Source organism: Promicromonospora sp. NPDC050880, assembly GCF_044456525.1.
Taxonomy (GTDB): Bacteria; Actinomycetota; Actinomycetes; order Actinomycetales; family Cellulomonadaceae; genus Promicromonospora.
This window is the reverse complement of sequence record NZ_JBITFV010000014.1, coordinates 56,238-80,717: the sequence shown is the minus strand read 5'-3', so window position 1 is coordinate 80,717 and position 24,480 is coordinate 56,238. Positions and strand designations below refer to the sequence as shown.

Genomic DNA, 24,480 nt, shown 5'->3' with positions numbered 1-24,480 from the left:
GAAGGTGGGCGACACTGGGGGCATGCGATGGGACTCCCGCCAGCTCGAGGCGCTGGCCGCCGTGGTCGCCGAGGGCTCGTTCGACGCCGCGGCCCGCGCCCTGCACGTCACGCCGTCGGCCGTCAGCCAGCGCATCCGCGCCCTGGAGAACGCGGCGGGCAGCGTGCTGGTGCGGCGCGCCCGGCCCGTGGTGGCCACGGCGTCCGGACAGGCGCTCCTGCGGCTCGCGCGACAGACCGAGCTGCTCGGCGCGGAGGTGGCCGCGGAGCTGGGAGCCGACGACGAGACCCCGGTCCACGACGGCGCGTTCGTCACGGTGCCCCTGGCGGTCAGCGCCGACTCGCTGGCCACCTGGGTCCTACCCGCGCTGGCCCAGGTCGACGGCGTCACCTTCGACCTGCACCGCGCCGACGACAGCCGCACCGCCGACCTGCTCCGCGAGGGCGTGGTGATGGCGGCCGTCACCTCGCAGACCGCCCAGGTGCAGGGCTGCCGCAGCACACCGCTGGGCGTCATGCGCTACCGCCCGGCGTGCACGCGCGCGTTCGCACGCCGCTGGTTCCCCCAGGGCCCGACGCCGGAGGCCCTCGACGCCGCGCCGGTCGTGGTCTTCGACCGGACCGACGACCTGCAGGACACCTACCTGCGCGCCACGGCGCCGTCGGCCCGGCCGCCGCGCCACCACGTGCCCAGCACCGTCGAGTACGAGGAGACCATCCGCCTCGGTCTGGGCTGGGGCATGCTGCTGGACCGCCCGGTCCTCGGCGGGCTCCCCGACGACGGCAGCGACGGCGGCATCACGCCCCTGGAGCCCGACGCCGTGCTCGACATCCCGCTGCACCTGCAGCAGTGGAAGCTGCGTTCGACGGTGCTCGACCGGGTGACCGCCGCGCTGCGAAAAGAAGCAACCCGAGAACTACTCCCTGCGTGAAATATGGACGTACCCCCATCATTAACCCCGATTCAGTCGTTGCGCACTTCCGAATCATGAACCGGACATCCGCTGTCCGACTTCCTACGGTTCAGGCATGCTTTCCGCGCTTGCCGGCATGGCCTTCGGCCTGTCGCTCATCGTCGCAGTGGGTGCGCAGAACATCTTCGTCCTCCGCCAGGGACTGCGCCGGGAGCACGTGGGGCTGGTCGCCGGCATCTGCGCGGTGAGCGACTTCGTGCTCATCTCGGCCGGGGTCGGCGGCCTGGGCACGCTGATCCAGAGCGCGCCCCTCGTCGTCGAGATCGCGCGGTGGGCGGGCGCCGTCGTCGTGCTGGTCTACGGCGCCATGGCGGGCCACCGCGCGATCAAGGGCCAGCGCGTGGTGATGGGCCGGCACAGCGCCACGAACCGCACCGTCGGCGCCGCGGCCGCGACCACGCTGGCCCTGACCTGGCTCAACCCGCACGTGTACCTCGACACCGTGGTCCTCGTGGGCGGGCTCGCCGCCACGCACGGCGACGACCGCTGGTGGTTCGGCCTCGGCGCCTGCGTCGCGAGCACCCTGTGGTTCGTCGCGCTCGGCTACGGGGCGCGGTACCTCGCCCCGCTCCTGGAGAAGCCGGGCGCATGGCGCGTGCTGGACAGCGTCGTGGCGGTCACGATGGTGCTGGTGGCGGCGTCGCTGATCCTCGGCGCCTGACCGGTCAGGCGCAGACGCCGTCCAGCAGGACCTCCGGGCTCGGGCTGGGCTTCGGCGTCGCCGGCTGCTCCGTGCCGGTACCCGCCCCGGCGTCGTCGGCCCCGGCGGTCTCGCCGGTGTCGCCGGAGTCGGTGGACTCGACCGGGTCGTCTGCCTCCGGCTCCGCCCCGGCGTCGCCCTCCTCGGTCCCGGAGTCGCCACCGGCCTGCGCACCCGCGTCCGCCCCGGCGCCGCCGCTCGCGCTGGGCGCCGCGGACGGTTCGGCGTCGGGCAGCACGACCTGCTCCGGGGGCTGGTCCGCGGCCATGCGCGCGAAGATCTCCGCGGCCTCCGGGGACCAGCCCAGCCCGCCGACGCCGCCCTCCTCCGTGTCGTACACGGGGACCTTCGTCATGATGATGTTGCGCTTCTCGATCTCCCGCAGCGACCACGCGAGGCCCGCGACCTTGCCGGGGTCGGCGATGTCGGGGTCGGCGCTCAGTGAGCCGAGCGCCGCGTTGATCAGGCGGAAGGTCTTCGTCGGGTCGGCGAGCGTCTCGGCCGACAGGATCTGTCGCAGCGTCGCGTTGATGAACGACTGCTGCCGCTCGATGCGCGTGAGGTCGCTGCCCAGCTCGAGCCCCATCCCCGTGCCCTTGCGCACCCGGAGGAACTGGATGGCCGTCTTGCCGTCGAGCCGGTTCTCCCCCGCGGGCAGGTCGATGCGCGCCGACCGGGGATCGCCGTGCAGCGCCTCGGGCAGGCACATCTTCACGCCGCCGATGGCGTCGACCACGTCGATCACGCCGTTCATCTTGACCACCGCGTGGTTGGTCACGGTGACGCCGGTGATCGCGTTGACGGTGTTGATGGTGCACGCCGCGGCGTGCTTGAGCGACGTGTCGCCGCTGCCCACCTCGAACGACGCGTTGAACTTGTCCCGGTAGGGCTGGGTCTGGCTGCCGTCGGGTAGCTGGCAGGACGGGATGTCCACGAAGGTGTCACGGGGCAGCGACACGATCTCGATCCACTCCCGGTCCGCCGAGATGTGCACGAGCATCGTCGTGTCGGAGCGCATGCCGCTGACGGTGCCGCCGATGTCGGCGTTCGACCCGTCGCGGATGTCGGTGCCCATGAGGAGCAGGTTGACCGGGGTGCCCTTGAACGGGTCGGACGGGTCCTTGGGCTTGACCTGTTCCGCCACGAGGCCGTCCAGGTCCTGGACCTCGATCTGGGAGATGGCGTTGTGGTACGCCGTCGCGACCGCCGCCGAGCCGAAGGCCATCACGCCGACGACGCTCATCGTGACGCTGCGGAACACGAGCGTCTTGCGCCAGCTCCGCACGTGACGGGGCTGCCGTTCGCCCCGTCGAGCATGCCGCGGAACCCCCCGCAGCACCTCGCCGACAGGTCGGACCGCCGTCCAGAAGTCACTCGCCACGCACCGGAGACTAGAGCCTCGGTGCAACAATCGTGTAAATAAGTCCTGCCGCTCCCAGGTCTCGTCCAGGCCATGCCCGGGGACACGGGGCCTCAGGTTCGCCCCGGCAACCGGCCGTCAGCTCGCGCAGACGCCCGGCAGCAGGGAGGGCGACGGCGACGCGGAGGGCGTGCGCGACGGCGTCGGCTCGCCGGTTCCCGGACCGCCGTCCGGACCCGCACCGCCGGAGGGTTCGCTCCCGGCGCCCCGCGCGGACGGCGACGGCGACGGCGTCTCGTGCCCCGGCGGCGGGTCGTCGGCGGCGATGCGTTCCCAGATCGCCGCCGCGTCCTGCGTCCAGACCACCCGGTTGGCATCGCTCGGTGCGGCCACGACAGGCAGCTCGGTGAACACGATCCGGGCCGGCTCGATGTCCCGGATGCTGAAGGCCAGGCCGGCGAGCGCCGCGGGGTCCACCAGCCCGGGGTCCGCGGAGACGGCGCCGAGGATCGCCTCGATGGTGCGGTACAGCCGCGGCGAGTCGGTCACGACGTTCTGCGCCAGCACCTGGCGCACCAGCGCGTCGACGAACGCCTGCTGGCGCTCGATCCGCGTGAGGTCGCTGCCCTGCTCCAGCCCGAGGCCCTCGCCGTGACGGGCCCTGAGGTACCCGATGGCCTGGCGCCCGTCCAGGGTCTGCTCACCGGCGGGCAGCTCGAACCGGCCGTACGCCGGGTCCTGGACGAGCGGCTCGGGCAGGCACATGCGCACCCCGCCGAGCGCGTCGACGACGTCGACCACGCCGTCCATCTGGACCACCATGTGGTTGGTGACCGGCACGCCCGTCAGGGTCTGCACCGTGGAGATGGTGCAGGCGGCAGCGTAGGTGAGGTCCTCGGTGGCGCCGCCACCGATCGTGAAGGCGCTGTTGAACATGCCGTAGCCGGCGCCGGACTCGGTGCCGTCGGGCAGGGCGCAGGAGGGGATGTCGACCAGCGAGTCGCGCGGGATGGAGACCACCTCGATGCGAGACCGGTCGCCCGACACGTGCACGAGCATGGTGGTGTCCGACCGCATACCGCCGTCGCCCTCGCCCGCGATCTCCGTGTTCTCGCCGCCGCGCAGGTCGGTGCCCATGACCAGGATGTTGAGGCTGCGTCCGGTGAACGGGTCGTCGGGGTCCGCCGACGGCGTGGGGCCCTTGACCAGACCGGAGACGTCGCTGACGCCGATCTGCTGCTTGAAGTCGAGGTAGGCGGCGGCTCCGCCGGCGACCACGAACGCGAGCGCACCGACGACGACGAGCGCCGCGGCACGCGCGACGCGATGACTGCGCTGGTGACGGAGGTGCCGGGGCACATGCGGAGCATAGGCACGTACCCCGGCACGGGGCCTGTTAAGTCACCCGGGGATCACCTGACGGCGGCGGCACCCAGGTCCGGGTTGTCCGAGAAGAACCCGTCGAGCCCGGCGTCCATGAAGACGCGGATCTCGCCCACGAGGTCGCCGATCCCGTTCGGGTCGGACGACGAGCGGAACTCCGCCGGCAGGAACTGGTTCTCGCGCCGGAACGTCCACGTGTGCACGTCGAGGCCCGCCCGGTGCGCGTCACGGATGACGCTGGTCGGCTCGGCCAGGGTGCCGTCGGCGGCGCGCGGGATCAGCACGTTCTTCTCCGCCCCGATGCCGTCCGCGTAGCGGGCGACCTCGCGCAGGCCCTGGCGGGTGACCAGGTCCGCGTAGGTGCGCGGGTCGCCGTCGGCCACGAAGTCGTAGGGTGCGCCGCTGCTGCTGATGAGCTGGCCGAGGCGGACGTCCGTCATGTCGTCGAGATCCTGCAGGTTGCCGACCTCGAAGGACTGGACGATCACCGGGGCGTCGGCACGGTCGAAGCCGTTGCGGCGCAGCTCGGCCACGAGCGGCTCCTCCAGGGACAGGCCCACCGAGTCGAAGTAGGTGGGGTGCTTGGTCTCCGGGTAGACGCCGACGGGCGCGCCGTCGCAGGTGCGGCTGTTGCGGGCCAGGTCGAGCACCTCGTCGAGGGTCGGGACGAGGTACAGGCCGTCGAACGCCGTGTTCTGCGGCCGGGCCTGGGGCAGGCGCTCCTTGGCGCGCAGGGTGCGCAGCTCGGCGAGCGTGAAGTCCTCGGTGAACCAGCCGGTGATCGCGGTGCCGTCGATCGTCTTGGTGGTGCGGCGGCCGGCGAACTCGGGGTGCGCGGCGACGTCGGTCGTGCCGCTGATCTCGTTCTCGTGCCGGGCGACCAGCACGCCGTCCTTCGTGGAGACGACGTCGGGCTCGATGTAGTCCGCGCACTGGTTGATGGCCGTCTCGTAGGCGGCCAGCGTGTGCTCCGGCCGGTACCCGGACGCCCCGCGGTGCCCGACGACGGTCACGCCGTCGTCGGTCGCGCGCTTCCTCCGGAGGTCCACCAGGGCCATCTCGGTGTCGTCCGGGGTGCCGGTGACGCGCGCGTCGTTGCCCGGGTAGTTGTTGTCGTTGCCGATCAGCAGCGTGTCCTGGTCGACGAACAGCACGGTCTCGAAGGACTGCACCGGCAGGCTGAAGGTGTCGCCGAGGCCGTAGCCCTCCCCGGCGTCGATGCCGCGGGGGTTGTCGATGCGCAGGGCGTCGACGACGAGCTCCTTGCGCACGTACCCGTCGCGGTCCCGCTCGCTCAGGTCGATCTCGTAGACCCGCTTGGTGACCGCCTGGTCACCCTCGAAGTCGTCGCGCTCGACGAGCAGCATCGAGTCGCGGCCCGTGGCGAAGGCGTCGCCGATGACGTTGGCGACCTGGTCGGTCTGGTACGCCCAGCGCTTGCCCGTGTACCCGCCCTTGCGGGTGTCGAACTGGTAGATCCAGCGGCGGCGCGGGTCGGCGTCGTCGGCCAGGGCGCCCTCCACCACGGGGTAGAGGTAGCGGCCGATGCCCGCCATGGCCTCGAAGCCACGGCTGCTGCCGACGTTGGGCTGCTCGCCGGGCTCCAGGTAAGGGTTGCCGGGCGACCTGCCGTCGGGGAACTCGTACGGGGCCTCCAGCAGCGTGCCGTCGGCGGCGAAGTGCAGCAGGAACGGGCCGAACTCCTCGCCCACCCAGAAGGTGCCGTCGGCGCCGCGCACGAGGGACTCGATGTCGAAGTCGGCACCCGTGAGAGGCCGGTCGGTGGTGTCCTCGTGGACGATCTCGAAGTCGAGCACGTGGTTGCGGTCGTTGTACTGGACGTGGTCCAGCACCTCGATCGAGCCGTCGCCCGAGCCACGGCGGTCGGTGTCCCAGTGCGGGCGCACGAGGTAGCTGCGGAGCAGGAAGTCCGCGGAGTTGCCCTTGGCGCCGAAGCCGTTGTCGGGCTGGGCCCAGAAGGTGCCGTCCTCGTTGTCGACCATGGCCGAGAAGCCGGGGATCACCTGGCCGTCCCAGGGGCCCTGGCGCCCGTTGGCGGGGCTAGCGGCGGCGCCCGAGGGCGGGCCGTCGGCCAGGAAGTCGGCGGACAGCGTGGCCCGGCCCGCGAGGCTCGCGGCCAGGTAGGTGCCGCCGTGGTGCTCGGGACCGGGCCGCGGTCCGGCGACGGCGACGGCCGCCGGAAGCAGCATCGACGCGGCCGCGGCGGCGGCCACCGCGCGCGTGACGCGGGTACGCAGGGGTGTGCTCATGCCGGTGAGCCAAGTGGTAGCACCGAAAGTCCCGGTGAATCCGGTGCTACCGCCAGGTGAACTCTCAGACCGGCATGTGCCAGCCGCCGCGCCGGAAGGCCGGCGTCGCCACGGCCAGGACGCCGATCGCGAGGGTCACGGCCGCGAGCATCACCAGGGCCATCGCCGTGGCGTCCCCGCCGAGGAACCCGCCGAGCGAGCTCACCGTGCCCGCGACCAGCGACTGGATGGCGCCGATCATCGCCGCCGCGGTGCCGGCGATCTCGCCGTGCCGCGACAGCGCCATGGCGGACGCGTTCGCCGGGACCAGGCCCTGGAACGCGAGCACGCACCACAGCGCCACCAGCAGGCCGATCAGCCCGCCCGCGCCGGTCAGCACGACGACCAGGAGCACGACCACGAGCACCGCCTGGGCGACCACGCCGAACCGGAGCAGGCGCACCGGCGCGACCTTGCGCACCAGAGCCGCGTTGACCTGCGCGGACAGCACCAGACCCACGCCGTTGACGGCGAACAGCAGCGCGAACTGGCCCTCGCTGAGCCCGAACTCCTGCTGGAAGATGATGGGCGAGGCCACCACGTAGCTCATCAGCACGCCGAACCCGAGGCCGGGGATCACGGCCAGGGCCAGGAAGTGCCGGTCCCGCAGGAGCCGCCCGTACCCGCCCGCGACGGAGCGGACGCCGCCCGTCAGCCGCCGGCGCGGCGGATGCGTCTCGGGCATCTTCAGGAGCACCACGAGGACGAGCGCGGCACCCATCGCGGCGAGCACCACGAACACCCAGCGCCAGGTGCCGTGCGCCAGCACGAAGGACCCGAGCGTGGGCGCGAACATGGGCGCCACGCCGATCACGAGCATGAGCCGCGACAGGATCCGGGCAGCCTCCGCACCCACGAACCGGTCCCGCACCACGGCCACGGAGGCCACACCGGCGGCCGCGTTGAAGAACCCCTGCGCGAGCCGCAGGCCGATCAGCAGCGGCATGCTGGTCACGACGGCGCACAGCAACGAGATGACGACGTGCAGCGCGAGGCCCACCAGGAGCGGGGCGCGGCGCCCGAACCGGTCGGACAGCGGCCCGATGACGAGCTGCCCGACGCCGCCGCCGATCAGCATGCACGACACGGTGAGCTGGGCCAGCGCCTCGGTCGAACCGAGGTCCACGGCCACCTGCGGCAGGGCGGGCAGGTACATGTCGACGGTGAAGGCGGGCAGGGCGGAGAGCGCCCCGAGCATGAGGACCCACTTGACGGTCGACCGGGACGACGGCCCGCGTGCGGGCACGGCTGGGGAGACGCCCGACGGCGCGGTGGATGGCATGGGTCCGATGCTATCGAATCGATACGACAGTGAGAAGGGCAATCTCGCCGGAAGCATGCTCGGGGCACGTGATCTCGGTCTCCGGGGGTGCGCCGGCGGCCCGCGGGTGTCAGTGGCTCGGGGCATGCTGGTCCCATGTGCGGACGCTTCGCCTCCTTCACCCAGAGCCAGGACCTCGCCGACGAGCTCGCCATCGCCGAGCTGGCCGACGACGCCCGGCTCCTGCCGCCGTCGTGGAACGTGGCGCCCACCGACCCGGCGCGCATCGTCGTGGAACGTGCGGCCCGCGACTCGGCCCAGGTCACCCGGTCGATGCGCGTGGCACGCTGGGGGCTCGTGCCGTCCTGGGCCAAGGACCCGGGCGTGGGCGCCCGCATGATCAACGCCCGTTCCGAGACGCTGCTCGACAAGCCGGCCTTCGCCAAGCCGTTCAAGGCGCGGCGCTGCCTCGTGCTGGCCGACGGGTACTACGAGTGGCGCAAGCTCGGCCTGCCCGCCGCCGGGTCGAAGAAGGTGCCGAAGCAGCCGTACTGGATCCACCCGGCCGGTCCCGGGGTCGCGGCGTTCGCGGGTCTGTACGAGTTCTGGCGCAACCCGGCCGCGAGCGAGACCGATCCGGACCGCTGGCTGGTCTCGACCACGGTGGTGACCCGGCCGGCGTCCGAGGCGATGTCCGCGATCCACGACCGCATGCCGCTCGTGCTCCCGCCGAACGCCTGGGACGAGTGGCTGGACCCGTCCGTCGGCGACGCGTCAGACCTGCTGGGCATCGACGGCACGGCACTCACGACACGCCCGGTCAGGGACGCCGTGGGGTCGGTGCAGAACGACGGGCCGGAGCTGATCGAGCCGGATCCTGAACCGCGGGACCCGGAGCCGGTACTGCTGTGATCCGAGCCCGGATTCGCTGTGCCGGCGACGAGCGGGTGTTCCGGCTCAGCCGCCACCCAACGACAGCTCGCCCAGCCCCCTGATCCGGTCCGCCACCTCCGGGTGCCGGTCCGCACGGTCGAGCAGCACCGCGCCCAGCCCCGCATCGAGCGCGCCCTGGAAGTCCTTCTCGACGTCGTTGCCGACCATCAGCACGTCACCCGGCGCGAGGCCGAGAATCTCGCAGGTCGCGGCGTAGGCCCGCGGGTCCGGCTTCCCTGCGGGCAGGTCGTCGGACGCGACGACGACGTCGAGGTGCTCCGCCAGCCCGGTCCGGTCCAGCTTGCGGCGCTGGTGGGTGGCGTCGCCGTTGGTGAGCAGTGCGACGACGAGCCCGGCGTCCCGCACCGTCCGCAGAGCGGGGACTGCGTCGTCGAACGCCCTCCAGGCGCGCTCGTACCGGGTGAGGTAACCGGAGAACAGCTCGTCGGCCTCGTCGTCCGTGGTGTCCGCGCCGAGGAACTCCCGCACGCGGGACCGCCGCTGCTCCAGGAACGTGATCTCCCGGCGCTGGTACCGCGCGTAGACCTCCTCCGACACGGCATGCCACGCGGCGACCTGTTCCTCCGGGTCGTCGAGGTCCAGGCCCAGCTCGGGCAACCAGTCCAGGAGCGCCGCCCGCGAGGCGCCCTCCTGGTCCACGAGCGTGTCGTCGAGATCGAAGAGAACGGCTTTCAGCACGCCCGCATCGTGTCACACGCACCTGGCGCGACGCCGCGAGCGCCCAGGGCACCCAGCGGACGGCGGATCCGAGGATTCACCCGGGTGACATCCCACGCCTGGTCAGAGCTTCACCCCGGCGTTCGGCCCGCTCGCGTTTATCACCCTCGGGCCGGGTTGTAAGCGGTCTTCCGCGCACTAGTTTCGGTGCCGACAGTCGCTGCCTCCACGGCCCGGGCGCAGTGCGCCGGTGCCGTCCTCACCGCTCCGGAGCCATGACCACCGCCACGCTCACCCCTGCCCCGACGCCCGCCGAGCCCGCCCCGGGACAGCCCCCGGCGCAGAAGTCCCGGGCCACCCGGCGTTTTCTCCCGGAGGTGCAGGCGCTGCGGGCCCTGGCCGTCGCCCTGGTCGTGGTCTACCACCTGCGGCCGGACGTGCTTCCCGGCGGGTACATCGGCGTCGACGTCTTCTTCGTCATCTCCGGCTTCCTGATCACGGGCCACATGCTCCGCGAGGTCCGCGCGACGGGCCGGCTCCGGCTGGGTCATTTCTGGGCCAACCGTGCACGGCGCATCCTGCCCGCCAGTCTCCTCGTCGTGGCCGTGGTGCTGGTGAGCGCACCGCTGCTGCTGCCGGTGACGGACCTGGCCGAGGTGGGTCGTCAGGGCCTCGCGTCGGTGCTCTACGTGCAGAACTGGGCGTTGGTCGGCAACGCGGTCGACTACCTCGCCTCCGACACCGCCGCCACCCCCTTCCAGCACTTCTGGTCGCTGGCCGTGGAGGAGCAGTTCTACATCCTGTGGCCGCTGGTCGTGCTCGGAGCCGCCGTGGTGGCTCGTCGCGCGGGGCGCGGCCCGCGCACCCTGACGACGGCGCTGCTGGTCGCGTTCGGTGTGCTCGTCGCCGCATCGTTCGCCTGGAACCTCGTGTCGGTCGGGGCCGAGGACCCGGCGGCCTACTTCTCCACCGCCACCCGGCTGTGGGAGCTGGGCGCGGGCGGCCTCCTCGCCGTGACGCTGCGCTGGACGGAGCGCTTCCGGCTGGCGCGCTCGGTGCTCGCCCTGGCCGGGTTCGGCGCGATCGGCGTGGGCGCCGCGACCCTGACCGCCGCGACCCCCTTCCCGGGGACCGCGGCACTCCTGCCCGTGCTCGGCACCATGGCGGTGATCGCCGCCGGGCGCACGTCGGGCGCCGGGTCCCTCACGTGGTTCGTCGACCGCCGGCCGGTCCAGTGGCTCGGCAACGTGTCGTACTCGCTCTACCTGTGGCACTTCCCCGTGATCGTCTGGTTCACCGAGTACGCCGGCGGCACGCCCACCCGCCTGGAGAGCCTCGGGCTGCTGGGCCTGATGCTCGTCGCGGCCGGCGCCAGCTACACGCTCGTCGAGCAGCCCCTGCGTTCCACCGCGTGGCTGCGGGAGCACGACGGCCGCTCGCTCGGCCTCGCCGCGACGTCGATGGCCGTGGTCTGCGCGCTCGCGCTGGTCCCGGTGACCCGTACGGCGGCGGTCGAGCACGACTGGGACGACCTCGCCGCGCAGATCGACGTCTCGCCCGGGGCCGGCCGCGTCCACGGCGCGCACGCCGCCGCCGACGGCACCCTCGACGTGTTCGTGGACGGCACGGTCGCCATCCGGCCCAACCCGGTCACGGCGGTGACCGACCTGGAGATCGCGGAGACCACACCCTGCGAGTCCGACCTGAGCACGGAGACCAGCGAGGTCTGCGAGTACGGCGACCCGACGTCGGACGTGGTCGTCGCCATGGTGGGTGACTCGCACATCCGGATGCTCAGCACGCCGCTGGCGAACCTCGCGGAGGAGCGGGGCTGGCGGCTCCTCGGGTTCTTCCACAACTCGTGCCCGTTCTCCTACGAGCAGCGCGCCTACAAGGCGGACGCGTGCGCCGCGAAGAACGCCGAGACGATGGAGCAGCTCCGCCAGGTCGAGCCGGACGCGGTGATCACCTCCTTCCTGGGCCGCAACCCCTTCCGGGACACCGACACGGGCATGGCTCCCGGCGTGAAGGGCCTCGCCGACCTGTGGAACGACCTGCACGAGCTGGGCGCCAGCGTCTACGTGGTGAAGGACGTGCCCGAGGCCAAGGAGAAGTCGCAGGCCTGCGTCGCGGAGAACTACGAGCACCCCGAGCGGTGCGCGGTCGACCGCCAGAAGGCCATGGTCCGCCGGGGGCTCGTGGACACCGCCGCCGAGCACGCGCCGCACGCGACGGTGATCGACTTCACCGACTTCTACTGCGATGCCCGCACGTGCCACCAGGTGGTGGGCAACGTGCTCGTCTACCGCGACCGTGGCCACCTCACCGACACGTTCGCCCAGACCCTCCAGCCCTACCTCGCGGAGGCGATCCCTGCCCGGTTCCCCTGAACGAACGGGTGAGACCGGCGACGTCGTGGGTGAAGTGGCGCGGAGCCGACAACGTTCCGGCGGTACCGGCCGTCCCTTGACGTGACAGGTCTCCGTCCGCACCCACCTGGGGGATACATGACCACCCGCACCACACGTCCGGCACCACGCCTGCTCACGATGGGTGTCGCGGCCACGCTGGCGCTCGGCCTGCTCGGGGAGGGAGCGGCCGCCGACGTCCTCGCTGCCTCCGCGGCGACGCCGTCCGCGACCGCCACGACGACCGCGACGTCGGCCCGGCCGGCGACCCCGCGCGGCCTGCGGATCGCGCCCGCCGCCGAGACCGTGACCGCGTACGCCTACGACGGTTACGTGTACCTGGACTCGCCCGCCTGGCTCGCCGCCTACGACGAGGGCTACGAGTTCCGGGCCGAGCGGGCCCGGCCGTCCGGCCCGGTGACGCTCACGAAGACGGTGATCCGGGGCAGGAAGCGCACCACGACGACGGCACCCGCCTCGATCGTCGACGGCCTCGACGGCTTCCGCAAGGGGCTCAGCGTGCAGGTGGCGACGGCCCAGGGCACGGTGCTGGCCAAGGAGACGCGCACCCTGTGCCTCGGCGGCTCGGAGCGCCAGCGTGTCCAGCCGACCGGCCGCACCGAGCCGGTCTACCCGGAGTTCTGCGGTGGGAACTGGTTCACGCGCTCCACGGTGTCCGGCGTCGAGCAGGGGTGGGCGGCCCGGATCGACGGGTACTTCGAGGTGCAGACCACCCGGAAGGACCTCGTCCTGACCATGAGCATCAGCAAGCCGGTGGCGGAGTTCCTCGGCATCCCCGCCGGGAACCGCACGCTGCGGCAGAAGGTCACCGTGGAGGACGAGTGCGAGCTCTTCGAGTGCGGTGAGGTGGCCGACCAGCTCCTCGGCGAGCCCGCCGAGGGCTTCAGCACCCAGGCCGACGACGCCCGCACCGACCGGGCGCAGGCGCTGCGCGCGCAGGGCGGCGCGCACGGCACGCACGGCGCCGGCCCGGACGCCGGCCCGGGTGCCGGGCACCGCGTCAACCTCTTCACGCTCCGCGACGGCGGCCAGCAGCACGGGGACCACCCGGCGCTCGGCCAGGCGGGTACGGCGCCGTCGTCGCGGCGGCCCGCGCGGGACACGCTCCCGGACCTCGTGTCGGCACCGGCGTGGCAGATCGGCACCGAGGTCGACGAGGCCGGCACCGACCGGCTCACCTTCAACGCGAACGAGTGGAACGCCGGCCCCGCTCCCCTGGTCGTCGAGGGCTACCGCCGGGGCGCGGCCGAGGTCATGGACGCTTACCAGTTCTTCTACCGGGACGGCAAGGAGGTCGGCAGCACACGGACCGGGTCGATGAAGTACCACGACGCCCCGGAGCACGACCACTGGCACTTCCTGGACTTCGCGAGCTACGAGCTCGTGCGGCCGAACGGCCGGCTGGTGACCACGAGCGGCAAGCAGTCCTGGTGCCTGGCGCCCACCGACCCCGTCGACCTCTCGGTGCCCGGCGCGGCCTGGCGCCCGGAGGCCACGGGCCTCGACAGCACCTGCGGCGACCGGTCCGCCCTCTGGCTGCGCGAGGTGCTGCCCGTCGGGTGGGGCGACACGTACAACCAGACCCAGACGCAGGCGTTCGAGCTGACCGGCGTGCCCAACGGCACCTACCGCATCCGGATCACCGCCAACCCGAACGGCACCCTGCACGAGCGGACCCGGTCCAACAACGTGAGCCTGCGGACCGTCGTGCTGGGTGGCCGGCCCGGCGCGCGCACCGTGCAGGTGCCGCCCTACCAGGGGGTCGACACCGAGGTGCCGGAGGAGGACCAGTAGCCGCAGGCCCGCGGCGTGGGCGTACTGCATAGGCTGCGCTCCATGAACGCCAGCACCGCGCCGTCGGCGATCCCCTCCGGGAGCCGCATCACCTGCAGCGTCTCGGACGGGATCGCCGACGTGCGCCTGGACCGCCCCGACAAGCTCAACGCGCTGTCCCTCGACATGCTCCGTGAGCTGCGGGCGACGGCCCACCGGCTGCGGCGGGAGCCCGGGCTGCGCGCCGTCGTCCTCTCGGGCAACGGCCGGGCGTTCTGCGCGGGCCTCGACCTCGGGGCCGCCGCCCGCCACCCGGCGGCCGTGGCGCGCGCGTTCGTGCCGACGCCGCGCGGCACCAACCTGTTCCAGGAGGCCTGCTGGGCGTGGCGCCGCCTGCCGGTCCCGGTGGTCGCCGCCGTGCACGGCCACGTGATCGGCGCGGGCGTGCAGATCGCCCTGGCCGCCGACCTGCGCCTGACCACGCCCGACGCCCGCTGGTCGGTCAAGGAGGTGGAGCGCGGCCTGGTGCCCGACATGACGGGGATCCGCGCACTGACCCAGCTGGTGGGCATCGAGACCGCCAAGCGGCTGACCCTCACCGCCGAGGAGGTGACCGGGGCGGACGCCGCCCGGCTCGGCCTCGCGGGGACCGTCACGGACACGCCGCGCGAGGAGGCGTTCGCGCTGGCCGGCCGGATCGCCGCGCACCGCCCCGAGGCGGTGGCGGCCGCCAAGCGCCTGCTCGACCGGCGGTGGTCGTCGGGCGACCGGCGGACCTTTGCGGCCGAGCGACGGGCGCAGCTCCGGCTGCTCCCGGGCGCGCTGCGGGCGCTCGGCCGGCCCGCGCGGTAGCCCGTCGGCGCCGGGCCGCGGCGTACGGGTACCGGTGCGTCACGGCCGGGCCGCGGCGGCCGCAGCCTCCGGCTGCCGCGCGGCGGCGCGGCGTCAGCCCTGGTAGGCGCGCTGCAGCCGGACGGGCGACAGCGGGCCGATGCCCGGCACGTCGCGGACCGGCTGCGCCGTGAGCGCGTAGCGCGAGGTCGCGGCGAGCTTGGCCGCGGTGTCCTTGTCGACCAGCACCGTGGACGGGTCGGCCTGCTCGGTGAGGCGCGACGCGAGGTTGACGGTCGGCCCGAAGATGTCGCCGAACCGGGACAGCACCCGGCCCCAGACCAGCCCGACGCGGACGGGGATCTCGGGATCGCCGGGCGCCGCCGTCCCGAGCGCCTCGCCCGACGTCTCCGCGAGCCCGAGGGCCACCTCGGCGCCGGTCTCCAGATCGTCGGTCACGAAGAGCACCGCGTCGCCGATGGTCTTCACCACGCGCCCGCCCGCGTTGACGATGACGTCGCGCGCGCCCGCCTCGAACCGCTGCACGAACTCCGCGAGCTCCTCGGAGCCGAGGCCCGCCGTGCGCTTGGTGAACGACACGATGTCCGCGAACCCGACCGCCCGGACCAGCGGGAGCTGGTGGCTGTCGTTGCGGGCGTCGCTGCGGGACCCGGCGAACTCGATGGCCATGCGCCCGGTCAGCGCGGCGAGCTGACGGCGCCACGCGTGCTCGAGCTGGCCCAGCAGCGTCTCGGTCATCTCGGGCAGCCGGTCCAGCGCGAGCAGCCGGGCCGAGGTCTCGTCCAGGTCGTACCGGCGGGCGAGATGCTCCACCAGCGCCTCGACCTGCCAGAGCGCCAGCCGGTCGGCGGTGTGGCCGACGGACCGGACGAAGGTCATCTGGGCCCGCTCGTCCATCTGCTCGGCCTCGAACAGCGCGGCCGCGTCCTTGAGCGCGTCCACGTCGGCGTCGGTGAACCAGGTCTCCGTCGGGTGCGTGACCGGCAGGCCAATCCAGCGCCAGTACCGGGTGACGAACTGCTTGTCGAGCCCGGTGAGCTCCACCACCTGCGACAGCGTGTACCGGCGGGCGCCGCCGAGCAGCGTCTCGTCGAGGCGCGCCGCGGTGTCGGCGCCCGTGGCGTCGTGGTGGGCGGGAGGGGTCTCGGAGTTGTGGAGCACGTCACCACTGTAGGCGGGGACACCGCATGCAACCGCATGCATCCGCACGGACCGGCCCGGTCAGCCCCAGAGCGTCAGCACGAGGGGGATCCCCGTGAGCACCAGCAGCATGCCGACCACGGCCACCACGTTCCACAGGCTCAGGTGCACGCCGCGCACGCCGTCGTCCCGGTAGAGCAGCACCCAGACCACCAGGAGCCACGCGACGACGGCCGCGATCAGGCCCGCCGTCGGCGTCCCCTCGCTCTGCACGAGACCCCGGTCCAGACGGACGGTGCTGATCAGGTAGACGGTGACGACCGCCGCGGCGCACACGACGGCCTTGGCCACGCCCACCGTGGCTCGACCTGCGTCCATCGGCATCTCCTGACCGTCGCGCGCCGCCCGTTCGTGCCGTGCCTGTGGCGGACATTACCGCAGGCCACCGAGCATTCGGCAGAGAATTGCGCGCAGTTCACCCCGGCATCCCGGGCAGTTCACCCGGCGCCTGCGCGGGGTCAGGCCGGACGCCGCCCGGCGGGCGTCCGCCGGTTCAGCGCAGGTGCCAGACGTCGCCCGCGGTCACCGCGCGCTCCTCGCCCGACTCCAGCCGCAGCACCAGCGCGCCCGTGCCGTCGAGGCCCACGGCCTCACCCTCCAGCACCCCCGCGCCGCCGGCGAGCTCGGCCCGGACCCGGGTGCCCAGCGTGGCGGACACCGCCGCGTACTCGTCCAGCAGCCCGGCCGCCGCGGCGTCGCCGCCCGCCTGCTCCCACCGCCGCACCACGGCGTGCACCTCGCCGAGCATCCGCACCAGCACGTCCGTGCGGTCGGGCCGCGGGTGGCCCGCGAGCGCCAGCGACGTCGCCGTCGGTACCGGCAGCTCGTCGGCGGACTGCGACACGTTGAGCCCGATCCCGAGCACGACGGCGGGCGCCTCGCCGGCCCCGGGCGAGCCGGTCTCGCCGGCGGCCGGTGACCCGGGGCCTGTCGTCCCGGGCACCACCTCGGCGAGGATCCCCGCGACCTTCCGGTACAGGCCCAGGCCGGCCACGGTGTCCACGGCCGGCAGCAGCACGTCGTTGGGCCACTTCACGGCGGCGGTGATGCCGCCGTCGGACACCGTGCGGACCACCGCGAGGCCCGCCAGGAGCGGGAGCCAGCCCATGGCCTCGGCCGGGACGCGGGGACGCAGCAGCAGCGACACGGTGAGCCCGGCGCGCGGCGGCGTCTGCCAGGAGCGACCCGCTCGGCCCCGGCCCGCGGTCTGCTCCTCCGCGATCAGCGCCGAGGGCGCGGGCCAGGCGGCCGGGTCGGCGCGGACCGCGGCGACGAGCTCGGCGTTGGTGGAGGGCGAGGTCTCGACCACCTCGACCCGGGCGAAGCCGGGAACGGTGAGCCGGTCGAGGTACAGGGACTGGTGCACCTGTCCATCCTCTCCCCTTCGGGACGGCCCGGCCCTTGGAGGAAACCCACAAGAGCTGCGCGCGACCCGCTGGACCCTCACGCATCGAGCCGGAGGCATCCGACAACTAGGCTCGGGGTGTGAACGACGCCATCACCACCCTCGCCGGAACGCGCGCCAAGCTCGACGACCTCGACGCCCGCCGGGCCGCGGCGATCGACGTCCCGGAGGAGACGGCCCGCGAGAAGCAGCACAAGCGGGGCAAGAAAACCGCCAGGGAACGCATCGAGGCGCTGCTCGACGAGGGCAGCTTCACCGAGCTGGACGCGCTGGCCAAGCACCGCAGCCGCAACTTCGGCCTGGACAAGAAGCGGATCGCGGGCGACGGCGTCGTGACCGGGTACGGCACGATCGACGGCCGGCAGGTGTGCGTCTACTCGCAGGACTTCACGGTCTTCGGCGGCAGCCTCGGTGAGGTGCACGGCCAGAAGATCACCAAGGTGCAGGACCTCGCACTGCGCACCGGCGTGCCGCTCATCGGCATCAGCGACGGCGGCGGCGCGCGCATCCAGGAGGGTGTCGCGGCCCTGACGCAGTTCGCGGAGATGTTCCGGCGCAACGTCGCGGCGTCGGGCGTGATCCCGCAGATCTCCCTGATCCTCGGCCCGAGCGCGGGCGGCGCGGTGTACTCCCCCGCCCTGACCGACTTCATCGTCATGGCCGACCAGACGTCGAACATGTTCATCACCGGCCCGGACGTGATCCGCACGGTGACGGGCGAGGACGTCGACTTCGAGACCCTGGGCGGCGCCCGCACGCACAACTCGAAGTCGGGCGTGGCGCACTACATGGGCCAGGACGAGGACGACGCGCTCGACTACGTGCGCCACCTGGTGAGCTACCTGCCGCAGAACAACCTGTCGGACGCCCCGGCCTTCCCGCCCGAGGACGACACGGTCCTGGAGGTCACGCCCGAGGACGAGGCCCTCGACGAGCTGATCCCGGACAGCGACAACCAGCCCTACGACATGCGCGAGGCCGTGGAGGCCGTGCTGGACCCGGAGTCGTTCCTGGAGGTCCAGCCGATGTTCGCCACGAACGTGCTGATCGGGTTCGGGCACGTGGAGGGCCAGTCGGTCGGCATCATCGCCAACCAGCCGCAGTCCATGGCGGGCACGCTCGACATCGACGCCGCCGAGAAGGCCGCCCGGTTCGTGCGCACCTGCGACGCGTTCAACATCCCGGTGCTGACCTTCGTGGACGTGCCGGGCTTCCTGCCCGGCGTGGGCCAGGAGCACCAGGGCATCATCCGCCGCGGCGCCAAGCTGATCTACGCGTACGCCGAGGCCACCGTGCCGCTGGTCACGATCATCACGCGCAAGGCGTACGGCGGCGCGTACATCGTCATGGGCTCCAAGCAGCTCGGCGCCGACGTGAACCTGGCGTGGCCCACCGCGCAGATCGCCGTGATGGGCGCGAGCGGCGCCGTGAACATCCTGCAGCGCGGCGCGCTGAAGGCGGTCCAGGAGGCAGGCGGCGACGTCGAGGCGGAGCGCGCGCGGCTCACCGCCGAGTACGAGGATGCCATCGTCAACCCGTGGGACGCCGCCGAGCGCGGCTACGTCGACGCGGTGATCCGCCCGTCCGAGACCCGGGTCCAGGTCGTGCGTGCCCTGCGCGCGCTGCGCACCAAGCGATCTACGCTTCCTCCGAAGAAGCACGGCAACATCCCGCTCTGACCGGCGGGAAGACCTTGCACCGGAGAGGAACCAGATGAGTCACGAGGACGCCACCCACGGCCCGGCGCCGATGGGCCGCGTCGACGCGGAGCCGATGCACCGGGCGGTCGACGCACTGGCCGCGGCCCTGCACGACTACGTGGGGACGGCCGTGGGCGTCCGCGCCGAGTTCGGTGCCGCGGAGGCGGACGAGGACCCGCGCGTGCTGGCCCTGGAGTCGAAGGTGGGGCACCTGAACGCGGCGCTCTTCGACGTGCTGCACGGCTCGCTCGGCATGCACCCGGACCTCACGTCCTCGGTGTGGGAGCCGGGTCCGGACGACGAGGCCGTGGACGTCGAGGAGCCCGAGGTGGAGGGCGCCGAGTCGTTCTACCTGGGTTTCGTCGTCGGCTCGCGGGGCGGGGACGCGTCCCTGGACGGCGTGCTGGACCTGCTCGACGCGGCCGGCGAGTCCGTGGCGACGCACCTGACCGACGGCGGCTACGAGATCGCCGAGTGGGCGGCCTCGCGCGGCGAGGCCCCCGGCTTCGGCTTCTACGAGGAGGACGACGAGTGAGCCCCCAGGTACGCGTGGTGCGCGGTCAGCTCGACGACGTCGAGGTGGCGGCCCTGGTCGCGGGCCTCGCGGCCGTGGCGGCCGCCGGCCCGGAGCCCGAGGACGCCGCGCCGCTGGACGAGTGGACCAACCGGGCCCGGGTGCTGCGCGGGAACGGCGCCGCCACCGCCAAGAACTTCGGCGGGCGCGCCGGGCGGCACAACGCCGACGCGTGGCGGTGGAGCCTGCGGTCCTGACCCGAAAACCACGGGTCCGCCGAGGGCTCCGGCCGTAGGCTCCCCCTCATGACCTCCCCCACGCGCACCCCCACGGCGATCGACGCCGTCGCCGACGCCTACGTCACCCGGCTCACCGAGCTCTCCCCGCTGTCCGCGACGGCGTGGGGCCTGCCCGGCCACGACCACGAGATCGGTGACCTGTCGCCGGCCGGCCACGACGCCGTCGCGCAGGCCGGGCGGGAGGTGCTGACGCAGCTCGACGGCCTCGAGCCCGCGGACGACGTCGACCGCGTGACGCTCTCCGCGATGCGCGAGCGCGTAGGACTCGACCTGGAGCTGCACGAGGCGGGCGAGGGCCTGCGCAACCTCAACAACATCGAGTCCCCGGTGCAGCAGCTCCGCGACGTCTTCGACATCATGGCCACCGACTCGGTCGAGGCGTGGGAGAACATCGCCTCCCGCCTGAACGGCCTGCCGACCGCGGTCGAGGGCTACATCGAGTCGCTCACCGCGGCCGCCGCGCAGGGCAACGTCGCGGCGATCCGCCAGGTGCGCGAGTGCGTCGACCAGGCCCGCGAGCTGGCCGGCACGGACTCGTTCTTCACGTCGTTCACGCGCGGCGCCGCCGTCGACGCCGTGCTGGACGACTCGGCCGCGTGCAGCCTGGTCCGCAAGGAGCTGGAGCACGGCGCCACCGCCGCCCGGGAGGCGTACGGCAGGCTCGCGGACTTCCTGGAGCGCGACCTCGCGCCGCAGGCCCCGGAGGCCGACGCCGTGGGCCGCGACCGCTACACCCTGTTCTCGCGCTACTTCCTGGGCGCGACGGTGGACCTCGACGAGACCTACCGGTGGGGCGTCGAGGAGCTCGCCCGCATCGTCGCCGAGCAGGAGCAGGTCGCCGCGCAGATCGCCGGTCCGGGTGCGACGGTCGAGGAGGCCGTGGCCGTGCTCGACGCCGACCCCTCCCGCAAGCTGCTGGGCACCGACGCCCTCAGGTCCTGGATGCAGGAGACGTCCGACGCCGCGATCACGGCGCTGAACGGCACGCACTTCGACGTTCCGGAGCCGGTGCTGGACCTGGAGTGCATGATCGCGCCGACGCAGTCGGGCGGCATCTACTACACCCCGCCGAGCGACGACTGGTCCCGACCGGGCCGCATGTGGTGGGCCGTGCCCGAGGGTGTCACGGAGTTCAACACCTGGCGGGAGAAGACCACCGTCTTCCACGAGGGCGTGCCCGGCCACCACCTGCAGTGCGGTCAGGCCGTGTTCGCCCGCGACACGCTCAACACCTGGCGCCGGCTCGCCTGCTGGGTGTCGGGCCACGGCGAGGGCTGGGCCCTCTACGCCGAGCGCCTCATGGCCGACCTCGGCTACATGGACGACCCCGGCGACCGCCTCGGCATGCTCGACGCCCAGCGCCTGCGCGCGGCCCGCGTCGTCTTCGACATCGGCGTGCACCTCGGCCTGCCCGCCCCCGAGCAGTGGGGCGGTGGCACCTGGACCGCCGAGAAGGGCTGGCCCTTCCTCCTGGCCAACGTGAACATGCCGGAGCAGTTCGTGCGCTTCGAGTTCAACCGGTACCTGGGCTGGCCGGGGCAGGCGCCGTCGTACAAGGTGGGGCAGCGCCTCTGGGAGCAGACGCGGGACGAGGCCCGCGCGGCCGCCGCCGGTCGCGGCGAGCAGTTCGACGCCAAGTCGTTCCACGCCCGGGCGCTGAACCTCGGGTCGGTGGGGCTGGACACGCTGCAGGAAGCGCTGGCCTGACGCCCGTCCCGCGCGCGCCGGATCCGGCGGGAGTGACCGGGGTCACTTCCGCCGGATCCGTCATTTCCCTGTCTCGCCGGCCGGGATTCTCGTTACTGTTGCGCGGTGCCACGCCTGGTCCTCGCCTCCCAGTCTCCCGCCCGACTCGCCACGCTGCGGTCCGCCGGAGTCACCCCTGACGTCGTGGTGTCCGGCGTGGACGAGGACAAGGTCCTCGCCGACGCCGCCGACCGCTTCGGCGAGCTCGACCCCGCCGACGCCGTGCTGGTCCTGGCGCAGGCCAAGGCCGAGGAGGTGGCGTCCCGGCTCGAGGAGGCCCGGGACGACGCCGCCGCGGGGCCGGACGGCGGGCCGGACAGCGACGACGGCGGGCCGGACGCCGGCGACGGCGGGCCCGTGACGGCGCTCGCCCAGGACCTGAGCGACGTCATCGTGGTGGGCTGCGACTCCATGCTGGAGATCGGCGGCACGATCGTGGGCAAGCCGGCCGACGCCGCCACCGCCCGCGAGCGCTGGCGCGCCATGCGCGGCACCAAGGGCGTGCTGCACACGGGCCACTGGGTGGTGGACCTGCGCGACGACGCCGCCGGCGGCACGGGCGGCACCATCGGCTCGACGAGCTCCACCACCGTCTGGTTCGCCGACATCGACGACGACGAGATCGACGCCTACGTCGCCACCGAGGAGCCGCTGTACGTGGCCGGCGCCTTCACCATCGACGGCCTCGGCGGCCCGTACGTCGAACGCATCGAGGGCGACCACCACGGCGTGGTCGGCATCAGCCTCCCCCTCCTCCGCGAGCTCCTGGCGGACCTGAACATCCCGTGGCGCACTCTCCGCGACGCGTGACCGCGACGATGAGCGCGGGCTTGGTGGCACTCCGAGGCGTCATTCCGCCACTACTCCCGCGTTCATTCGGCTAGGTCCACCGATGGGGGCAGCGGCGCTCCCCGGGTCCAGGAGAGGCCGGCCAGGCGGGCGGCGACATCCACCACGCCCGCGCTCACCACCCCGGAGGCGACGTTTACCCGATACCGACAAGGTGGAGCGGCTCAGTGGACTGGACAGTGCCCACGCCATGTGTGGATCCTCCAAACGCGTCGCTCCGGGGTTGGTCTGCTCCCCAGACTTTCTCCCGGGTGCCCGGAGGCGGTACATAGGTCCCGGATACCCGGGTTACGGTGAGCCGTGCCCAGTTCCAGCCTGCCCCGAACCATCTCGAAGGTGCTCATCGCCAACCGTGGTGAGATCGCCGTCCGCGTGGCCCGTGGATGTGCCGACGCGGGGCTGACGTCCGTCGCCGTGTACGCCGACCAGGACCGCGAGGCGCTGCACGTCCGCATCGCCGACGAGGCGTTCGCGCTCGGCGGCGCCCGCGCCGCGGACACCTACCTGGATCCGGCCAAGCTGATCGACGTCGCGCGCCGCTCCGGGGCCGACGCCGTCCACCCCGGCTACGGCTTCCTGTCCGAGAACGCCGAGTTCGCGCAGGCGGTCATCGACGCGGGGCTGGTCTGGATCGGACCTCCGCCGTCGGCCATCGAGGCTCTGGGCGACAAGGTGAGCGCGCGGCACATCGCGCAGCGTGCCGGTGCGCCGCTCGTGCCCGGCACCCCGGACCCGGTGAAGGACGCCGCCGAGGTGCGCGCCTTCGCCGAGGAGCACGGGCTGCCCATCGCCATCAAGGCGGCGTTCGGCGGCGGCGGTCGCGGCCTCAAGGTCGCGCGCACGTTCGACGAGATCGAGGAGCTGTACGAGTCGGCGGTCCGTGAGGCGACGGCCGCGTTCGGCCGGGGCGAGTGCTTCGTGGAGCGCTACCTGGACAAGCCCCGCCACGTGGAGACGCAGTGCCTGGCGGACACGCACGGCAACGTCGTCGTGGTGTCCACCCGCGACTGCTCCCTGCAGCGGCGGCACCAGAAGCTGGTCGAGGAGGCGCCCGCGCCGTTCCTCACGCCGGACCAGGAGAAGTCGCTGTACACCGCCTCGGAGGCGATCCTGCGCGAGGCGGGCTACGTGGGCGCCGGCACCTGCGAGTTCCTGGTGGGCCTCGACGGCACCATCTCCTTCCTGGAGGTGAACACGCGGCTGCAGGTGGAGCACCCGGTGACCGAGGAGGTCACCGGGATCGACCTGGTGCGTGAGCAGCTCCGCATCGCGGCCGGCGAGCCGCTCGGCTACGACTCGCCCGCGATCCGCGGGCACTCGATCGAGTTCCGCATCAACGGCGAGGACCCGGCCGCGAACTTCCTCCCGGCGCCGGGCCGCCTGAACAGCCTCGCGTGGCCGTCGGGCCCGGGCGTGCGCGTCGACACGGGCGTCGTCGCGGGCGACACGGTCTCCGGCGCCTTCGACTCGATGATCGCCAAGCTGATCGTCACGGGCGCCACGCGCACGCAGGCCGTCGAGCGGGCCCGCCGTGCGCTGCGCGAGCTCGTGGTCGAGGGCATCCCCACGGTGGTCCCGTTCCACAAGGCGGTGCTCGACGCCGACGCGTTCGTCCCGGCGGACGGCTCGCCGTTCCGCGTGCACACCCGCTGGATCGAGACGGAGTTCGCCGACGAGCTCAAGGCGCTGGCCCCGGCCGCCCCGGCCCCCGAGGAGGAGGTCGAGGAGGTCACGGCCGAGCGTGTCGTCGTCGAGGTAGGCGGACGCCGCCTGGAGGTCGTGCTGCCCGCGGGCCTCGGGGTCGCCGCCGGCCGGGCCCGCACCGCCAACGCGGCCCGCCGCCCGGCCCGCCGTTCCGCGGCCAAGGCGTCGAGCGGCTCGGCGGGGACCTCGCTGGCCTCCCCCATGCAGGGCACCATCGTGAAGGTGGCCGTCGAGGAGGGCGCCCAGGTGGCCGAGGGCGATCTCGTCGTGGTGCTGGAGGCGATGAAGATGGAGCAGCCGATCCTGGCGCACCGTGCCGGCACCGTCCGTTCCCTGACGGCGGCCCCGGGCGCCGGCGTGACCGCGGGTGCGGTGCTCTGCGAGATCGTCGACTGAGCAGGTGCTGAACCGG

The 24,480-nt window shown here is 73.1% G+C and carries 20 protein-coding genes; 12 read left to right on the top strand and 8 right to left on the bottom strand.

The genetic code is table 11. The features are described 5' to 3' along the window. The first annotated feature begins 22 nt into the window (after positions 1 to 22). Together ACIBBF_RS19965 and ACIBBF_RS19960 are read left to right on the top strand one after the other, a co-directional pair. Positions 23 to 931 (top strand): LysR family transcriptional regulator ArgP, encoded by a 909-nt coding sequence (locus ACIBBF_RS19965; RefSeq protein ID WP_397416760.1) that lies wholly within the window; start codon positions 23 to 25, stop codon positions 929 to 931. Between the two features lie 97 nt (positions 932 to 1,028). Then, complete coding sequence (locus tag ACIBBF_RS19960) at positions 1,029 to 1,634, top strand: LysE/ArgO family amino acid transporter (RefSeq protein ID WP_397416758.1); 606 nt, start codon at positions 1,029 to 1,031, stop codon at positions 1,632 to 1,634. A gap of 4 nt (positions 1,635 to 1,638) precedes the next feature. Here the strand turns inward: ACIBBF_RS19960 and ACIBBF_RS19955 are convergent, their stop codons facing one another. From ACIBBF_RS19955 to ACIBBF_RS19940, 4 genes are all read right to left on the bottom strand, one after another. Beyond that, the gene (locus ACIBBF_RS19955; protein WP_397416755.1) at positions 1,639 to 2,958 is read right to left on the bottom strand and encodes an LCP family protein; all 1,320 of its coding nucleotides are present in this window, start codon (positions 2,956 to 2,958) and stop codon (positions 1,639 to 1,641) included. A 213-nt stretch (positions 2,959 to 3,171) separates the two neighbouring features. After that, positions 3,172 to 4,392, bottom strand: coding sequence for an LCP family protein (locus tag ACIBBF_RS19950; protein ID WP_397416753.1), 1,221 nt, complete (start codon positions 4,390 to 4,392; stop codon positions 3,172 to 3,174). A gap of 53 nt (positions 4,393 to 4,445) precedes the next feature. Then, entirely contained in the window at positions 4,446 to 6,686 is a 2,241-nt protein-coding gene (locus ACIBBF_RS19945) for an esterase-like activity of phytase family protein (protein WP_397416750.1), read from the bottom strand. Positions 6,687 to 6,750: 64 nt separating this feature from the next. Next, positions 6,751 to 8,007 carry a multidrug effflux MFS transporter gene (locus ACIBBF_RS19940; RefSeq protein WP_397416747.1) on the bottom strand — a complete coding sequence of 419 codons (1,257 nt, stop codon included), beginning with the start codon at positions 8,005 to 8,007 and terminating at the stop codon, positions 6,751 to 6,753. Positions 8,008 to 8,142: 135 nt separating this feature from the next. Here ACIBBF_RS19940 and ACIBBF_RS19935 point away from each other — a divergent pair, with 135 nt between their 5' ends. Then, the gene (locus tag ACIBBF_RS19935) at positions 8,143 to 8,898 is read left to right on the top strand and encodes an SOS response-associated peptidase (protein WP_397416744.1); all 756 of its coding nucleotides are present in this window, start codon (positions 8,143 to 8,145) and stop codon (positions 8,896 to 8,898) included. 45 nt (positions 8,899 to 8,943) lie between these two features. Here ACIBBF_RS19935 and ACIBBF_RS19930 read toward each other — a convergent pair whose 3' ends face one another. Next, complete coding sequence (locus ACIBBF_RS19930; protein WP_397416741.1) at positions 8,944 to 9,618, bottom strand: HAD family hydrolase; 675 nt, start codon at positions 9,616 to 9,618, stop codon at positions 8,944 to 8,946. Between the two features lie 254 nt (positions 9,619 to 9,872). Here ACIBBF_RS19930 and ACIBBF_RS19925 point away from each other — a divergent pair, with 254 nt between their 5' ends. From ACIBBF_RS19925 to ACIBBF_RS19915, 3 genes are all read left to right on the top strand, one after another. Beyond that, entirely contained in the window at positions 9,873 to 11,987 is a 2,115-nt protein-coding gene (locus ACIBBF_RS19925) for an acyltransferase family protein (RefSeq protein WP_397416738.1), read from the top strand. A 117-nt stretch (positions 11,988 to 12,104) separates the two neighbouring features. Next, a complete protein-coding gene (locus ACIBBF_RS19920; protein WP_397416735.1) occupies positions 12,105 to 13,820 on the top strand; it encodes a lysyl oxidase family protein in 1,716 nt (571 codons plus the stop codon). A 42-nt stretch (positions 13,821 to 13,862) separates the two neighbouring features. Continuing rightward, positions 13,863 to 14,651, top strand: a complete 789-nt coding sequence (locus ACIBBF_RS19915; protein ID WP_397416732.1) for a crotonase/enoyl-CoA hydratase family protein — start codon at positions 13,863 to 13,865, stop codon at positions 14,649 to 14,651. Positions 14,652 to 14,744: 93 nt separating this feature from the next. Here ACIBBF_RS19915 and ACIBBF_RS19910 read toward each other — a convergent pair whose 3' ends face one another. The 3 genes from ACIBBF_RS19910 to ACIBBF_RS19900 all read right to left on the bottom strand — a co-directional run bounded on the left by ACIBBF_RS19910 (position 14,745) and on the right by ACIBBF_RS19900 (position 17,217). Next, positions 14,745 to 15,812 carry an adenylate/guanylate cyclase domain-containing protein gene (locus ACIBBF_RS19910; protein ID WP_397416729.1) on the bottom strand — a complete coding sequence of 356 codons (1,068 nt, stop codon included), beginning with the start codon at positions 15,810 to 15,812 and terminating at the stop codon, positions 14,745 to 14,747. Positions 15,813 to 15,872: 60 nt separating this feature from the next. Further along, positions 15,873 to 16,169, bottom strand: coding sequence for a hypothetical protein (locus tag ACIBBF_RS19905; protein WP_397416726.1), 297 nt, complete (start codon positions 16,167 to 16,169; stop codon positions 15,873 to 15,875). Between the two features lie 175 nt (positions 16,170 to 16,344). After that, positions 16,345 to 17,217, bottom strand: a complete 873-nt coding sequence (locus tag ACIBBF_RS19900) for a biotin--[acetyl-CoA-carboxylase] ligase (protein ID WP_397416723.1) — start codon at positions 17,215 to 17,217, stop codon at positions 16,345 to 16,347. A gap of 119 nt (positions 17,218 to 17,336) precedes the next feature. Between ACIBBF_RS19900 and ACIBBF_RS19895 the strand changes: the two genes are divergently transcribed. From ACIBBF_RS19895 to ACIBBF_RS19870, 6 genes are all read left to right on the top strand, one after another. Further along, positions 17,337 to 18,935 (top strand): acyl-CoA carboxylase subunit beta, encoded by a 1,599-nt coding sequence (locus ACIBBF_RS19895; protein ID WP_397416720.1) that lies wholly within the window; start codon positions 17,337 to 17,339, stop codon positions 18,933 to 18,935. Positions 18,936 to 18,969: 34 nt separating this feature from the next. Next, complete coding sequence (locus tag ACIBBF_RS19890) at positions 18,970 to 19,491, top strand: hypothetical protein (RefSeq protein ID WP_397416717.1); 522 nt, start codon at positions 18,970 to 18,972, stop codon at positions 19,489 to 19,491. Then, a complete protein-coding gene (locus tag ACIBBF_RS19885) occupies positions 19,488 to 19,727 on the top strand; it encodes an acyl-CoA carboxylase epsilon subunit (protein ID WP_397416715.1) in 240 nt (79 codons plus the stop codon). Before ACIBBF_RS19890 ends, ACIBBF_RS19885 begins: the two co-directional genes overlap by 4 nt. A 48-nt stretch (positions 19,728 to 19,775) precedes the next feature. Continuing rightward, positions 19,776 to 21,476 carry a DUF885 domain-containing protein gene (locus ACIBBF_RS19880; protein ID WP_397416713.1) on the top strand — a complete coding sequence of 567 codons (1,701 nt, stop codon included), beginning with the start codon at positions 19,776 to 19,778 and terminating at the stop codon, positions 21,474 to 21,476. A gap of 105 nt (positions 21,477 to 21,581) precedes the next feature. Continuing rightward, a complete protein-coding gene (locus ACIBBF_RS19875) occupies positions 21,582 to 22,325 on the top strand; it encodes a Maf family protein (protein WP_397416710.1) in 744 nt (247 codons plus the stop codon). Positions 22,326 to 22,691: 366 nt separating this feature from the next. Further along, positions 22,692 to 24,464 carry an acetyl/propionyl/methylcrotonyl-CoA carboxylase subunit alpha gene (locus tag ACIBBF_RS19870; protein WP_397416902.1) on the top strand — a complete coding sequence of 591 codons (1,773 nt, stop codon included), beginning with the start codon at positions 22,692 to 22,694 and terminating at the stop codon, positions 24,462 to 24,464. Positions 24,465 to 24,480: the final 16 nt, after the last annotated feature.

Coding starts and splice junctions, on each gene's coding strand:
- ACIBBF_RS19925 (WP_397416738.1), top strand. CDS start 9,873: ATGACCACCGCCACGCTCACCCCTGCCCCGACGCCCGCCGAGCCCGCC.
- ACIBBF_RS19880 (WP_397416713.1), top strand. CDS start 19,776: ATGACCTCCCCCACGCGCACCCCCACGGCGATCGACGCCGTCGCCGAC.
- ACIBBF_RS19890 (WP_397416717.1), top strand. CDS start 18,970: ATGAGTCACGAGGACGCCACCCACGGCCCGGCGCCGATGGGCCGCGTC.
- ACIBBF_RS19905 (WP_397416726.1), bottom strand. CDS start 16,169: ATGGACGCAGGTCGAGCCACGGTGGGCGTGGCCAAGGCCGTCGTGTGC.
- ACIBBF_RS19935 (WP_397416744.1), top strand. CDS start 8,143: ATGTGCGGACGCTTCGCCTCCTTCACCCAGAGCCAGGACCTCGCCGAC.
- ACIBBF_RS19960 (WP_397416758.1), top strand. CDS start 1,029: ATGCTTTCCGCGCTTGCCGGCATGGCCTTCGGCCTGTCGCTCATCGTC.
- ACIBBF_RS19915 (WP_397416732.1), top strand. CDS start 13,863: ATGAACGCCAGCACCGCGCCGTCGGCGATCCCCTCCGGGAGCCGCATC.
- ACIBBF_RS19940 (WP_397416747.1), bottom strand. CDS start 8,007: ATGCCATCCACCGCGCCGTCGGGCGTCTCCCCAGCCGTGCCCGCACGC.
- ACIBBF_RS19965 (WP_397416760.1), top strand. CDS start 23: ATGCGATGGGACTCCCGCCAGCTCGAGGCGCTGGCCGCCGTGGTCGCC.
- ACIBBF_RS19920 (WP_397416735.1), top strand. CDS start 12,105: ATGACCACCCGCACCACACGTCCGGCACCACGCCTGCTCACGATGGGT.
- ACIBBF_RS19945 (WP_397416750.1), bottom strand. CDS start 6,686: ATGAGCACACCCCTGCGTACCCGCGTCACGCGCGCGGTGGCCGCCGCC.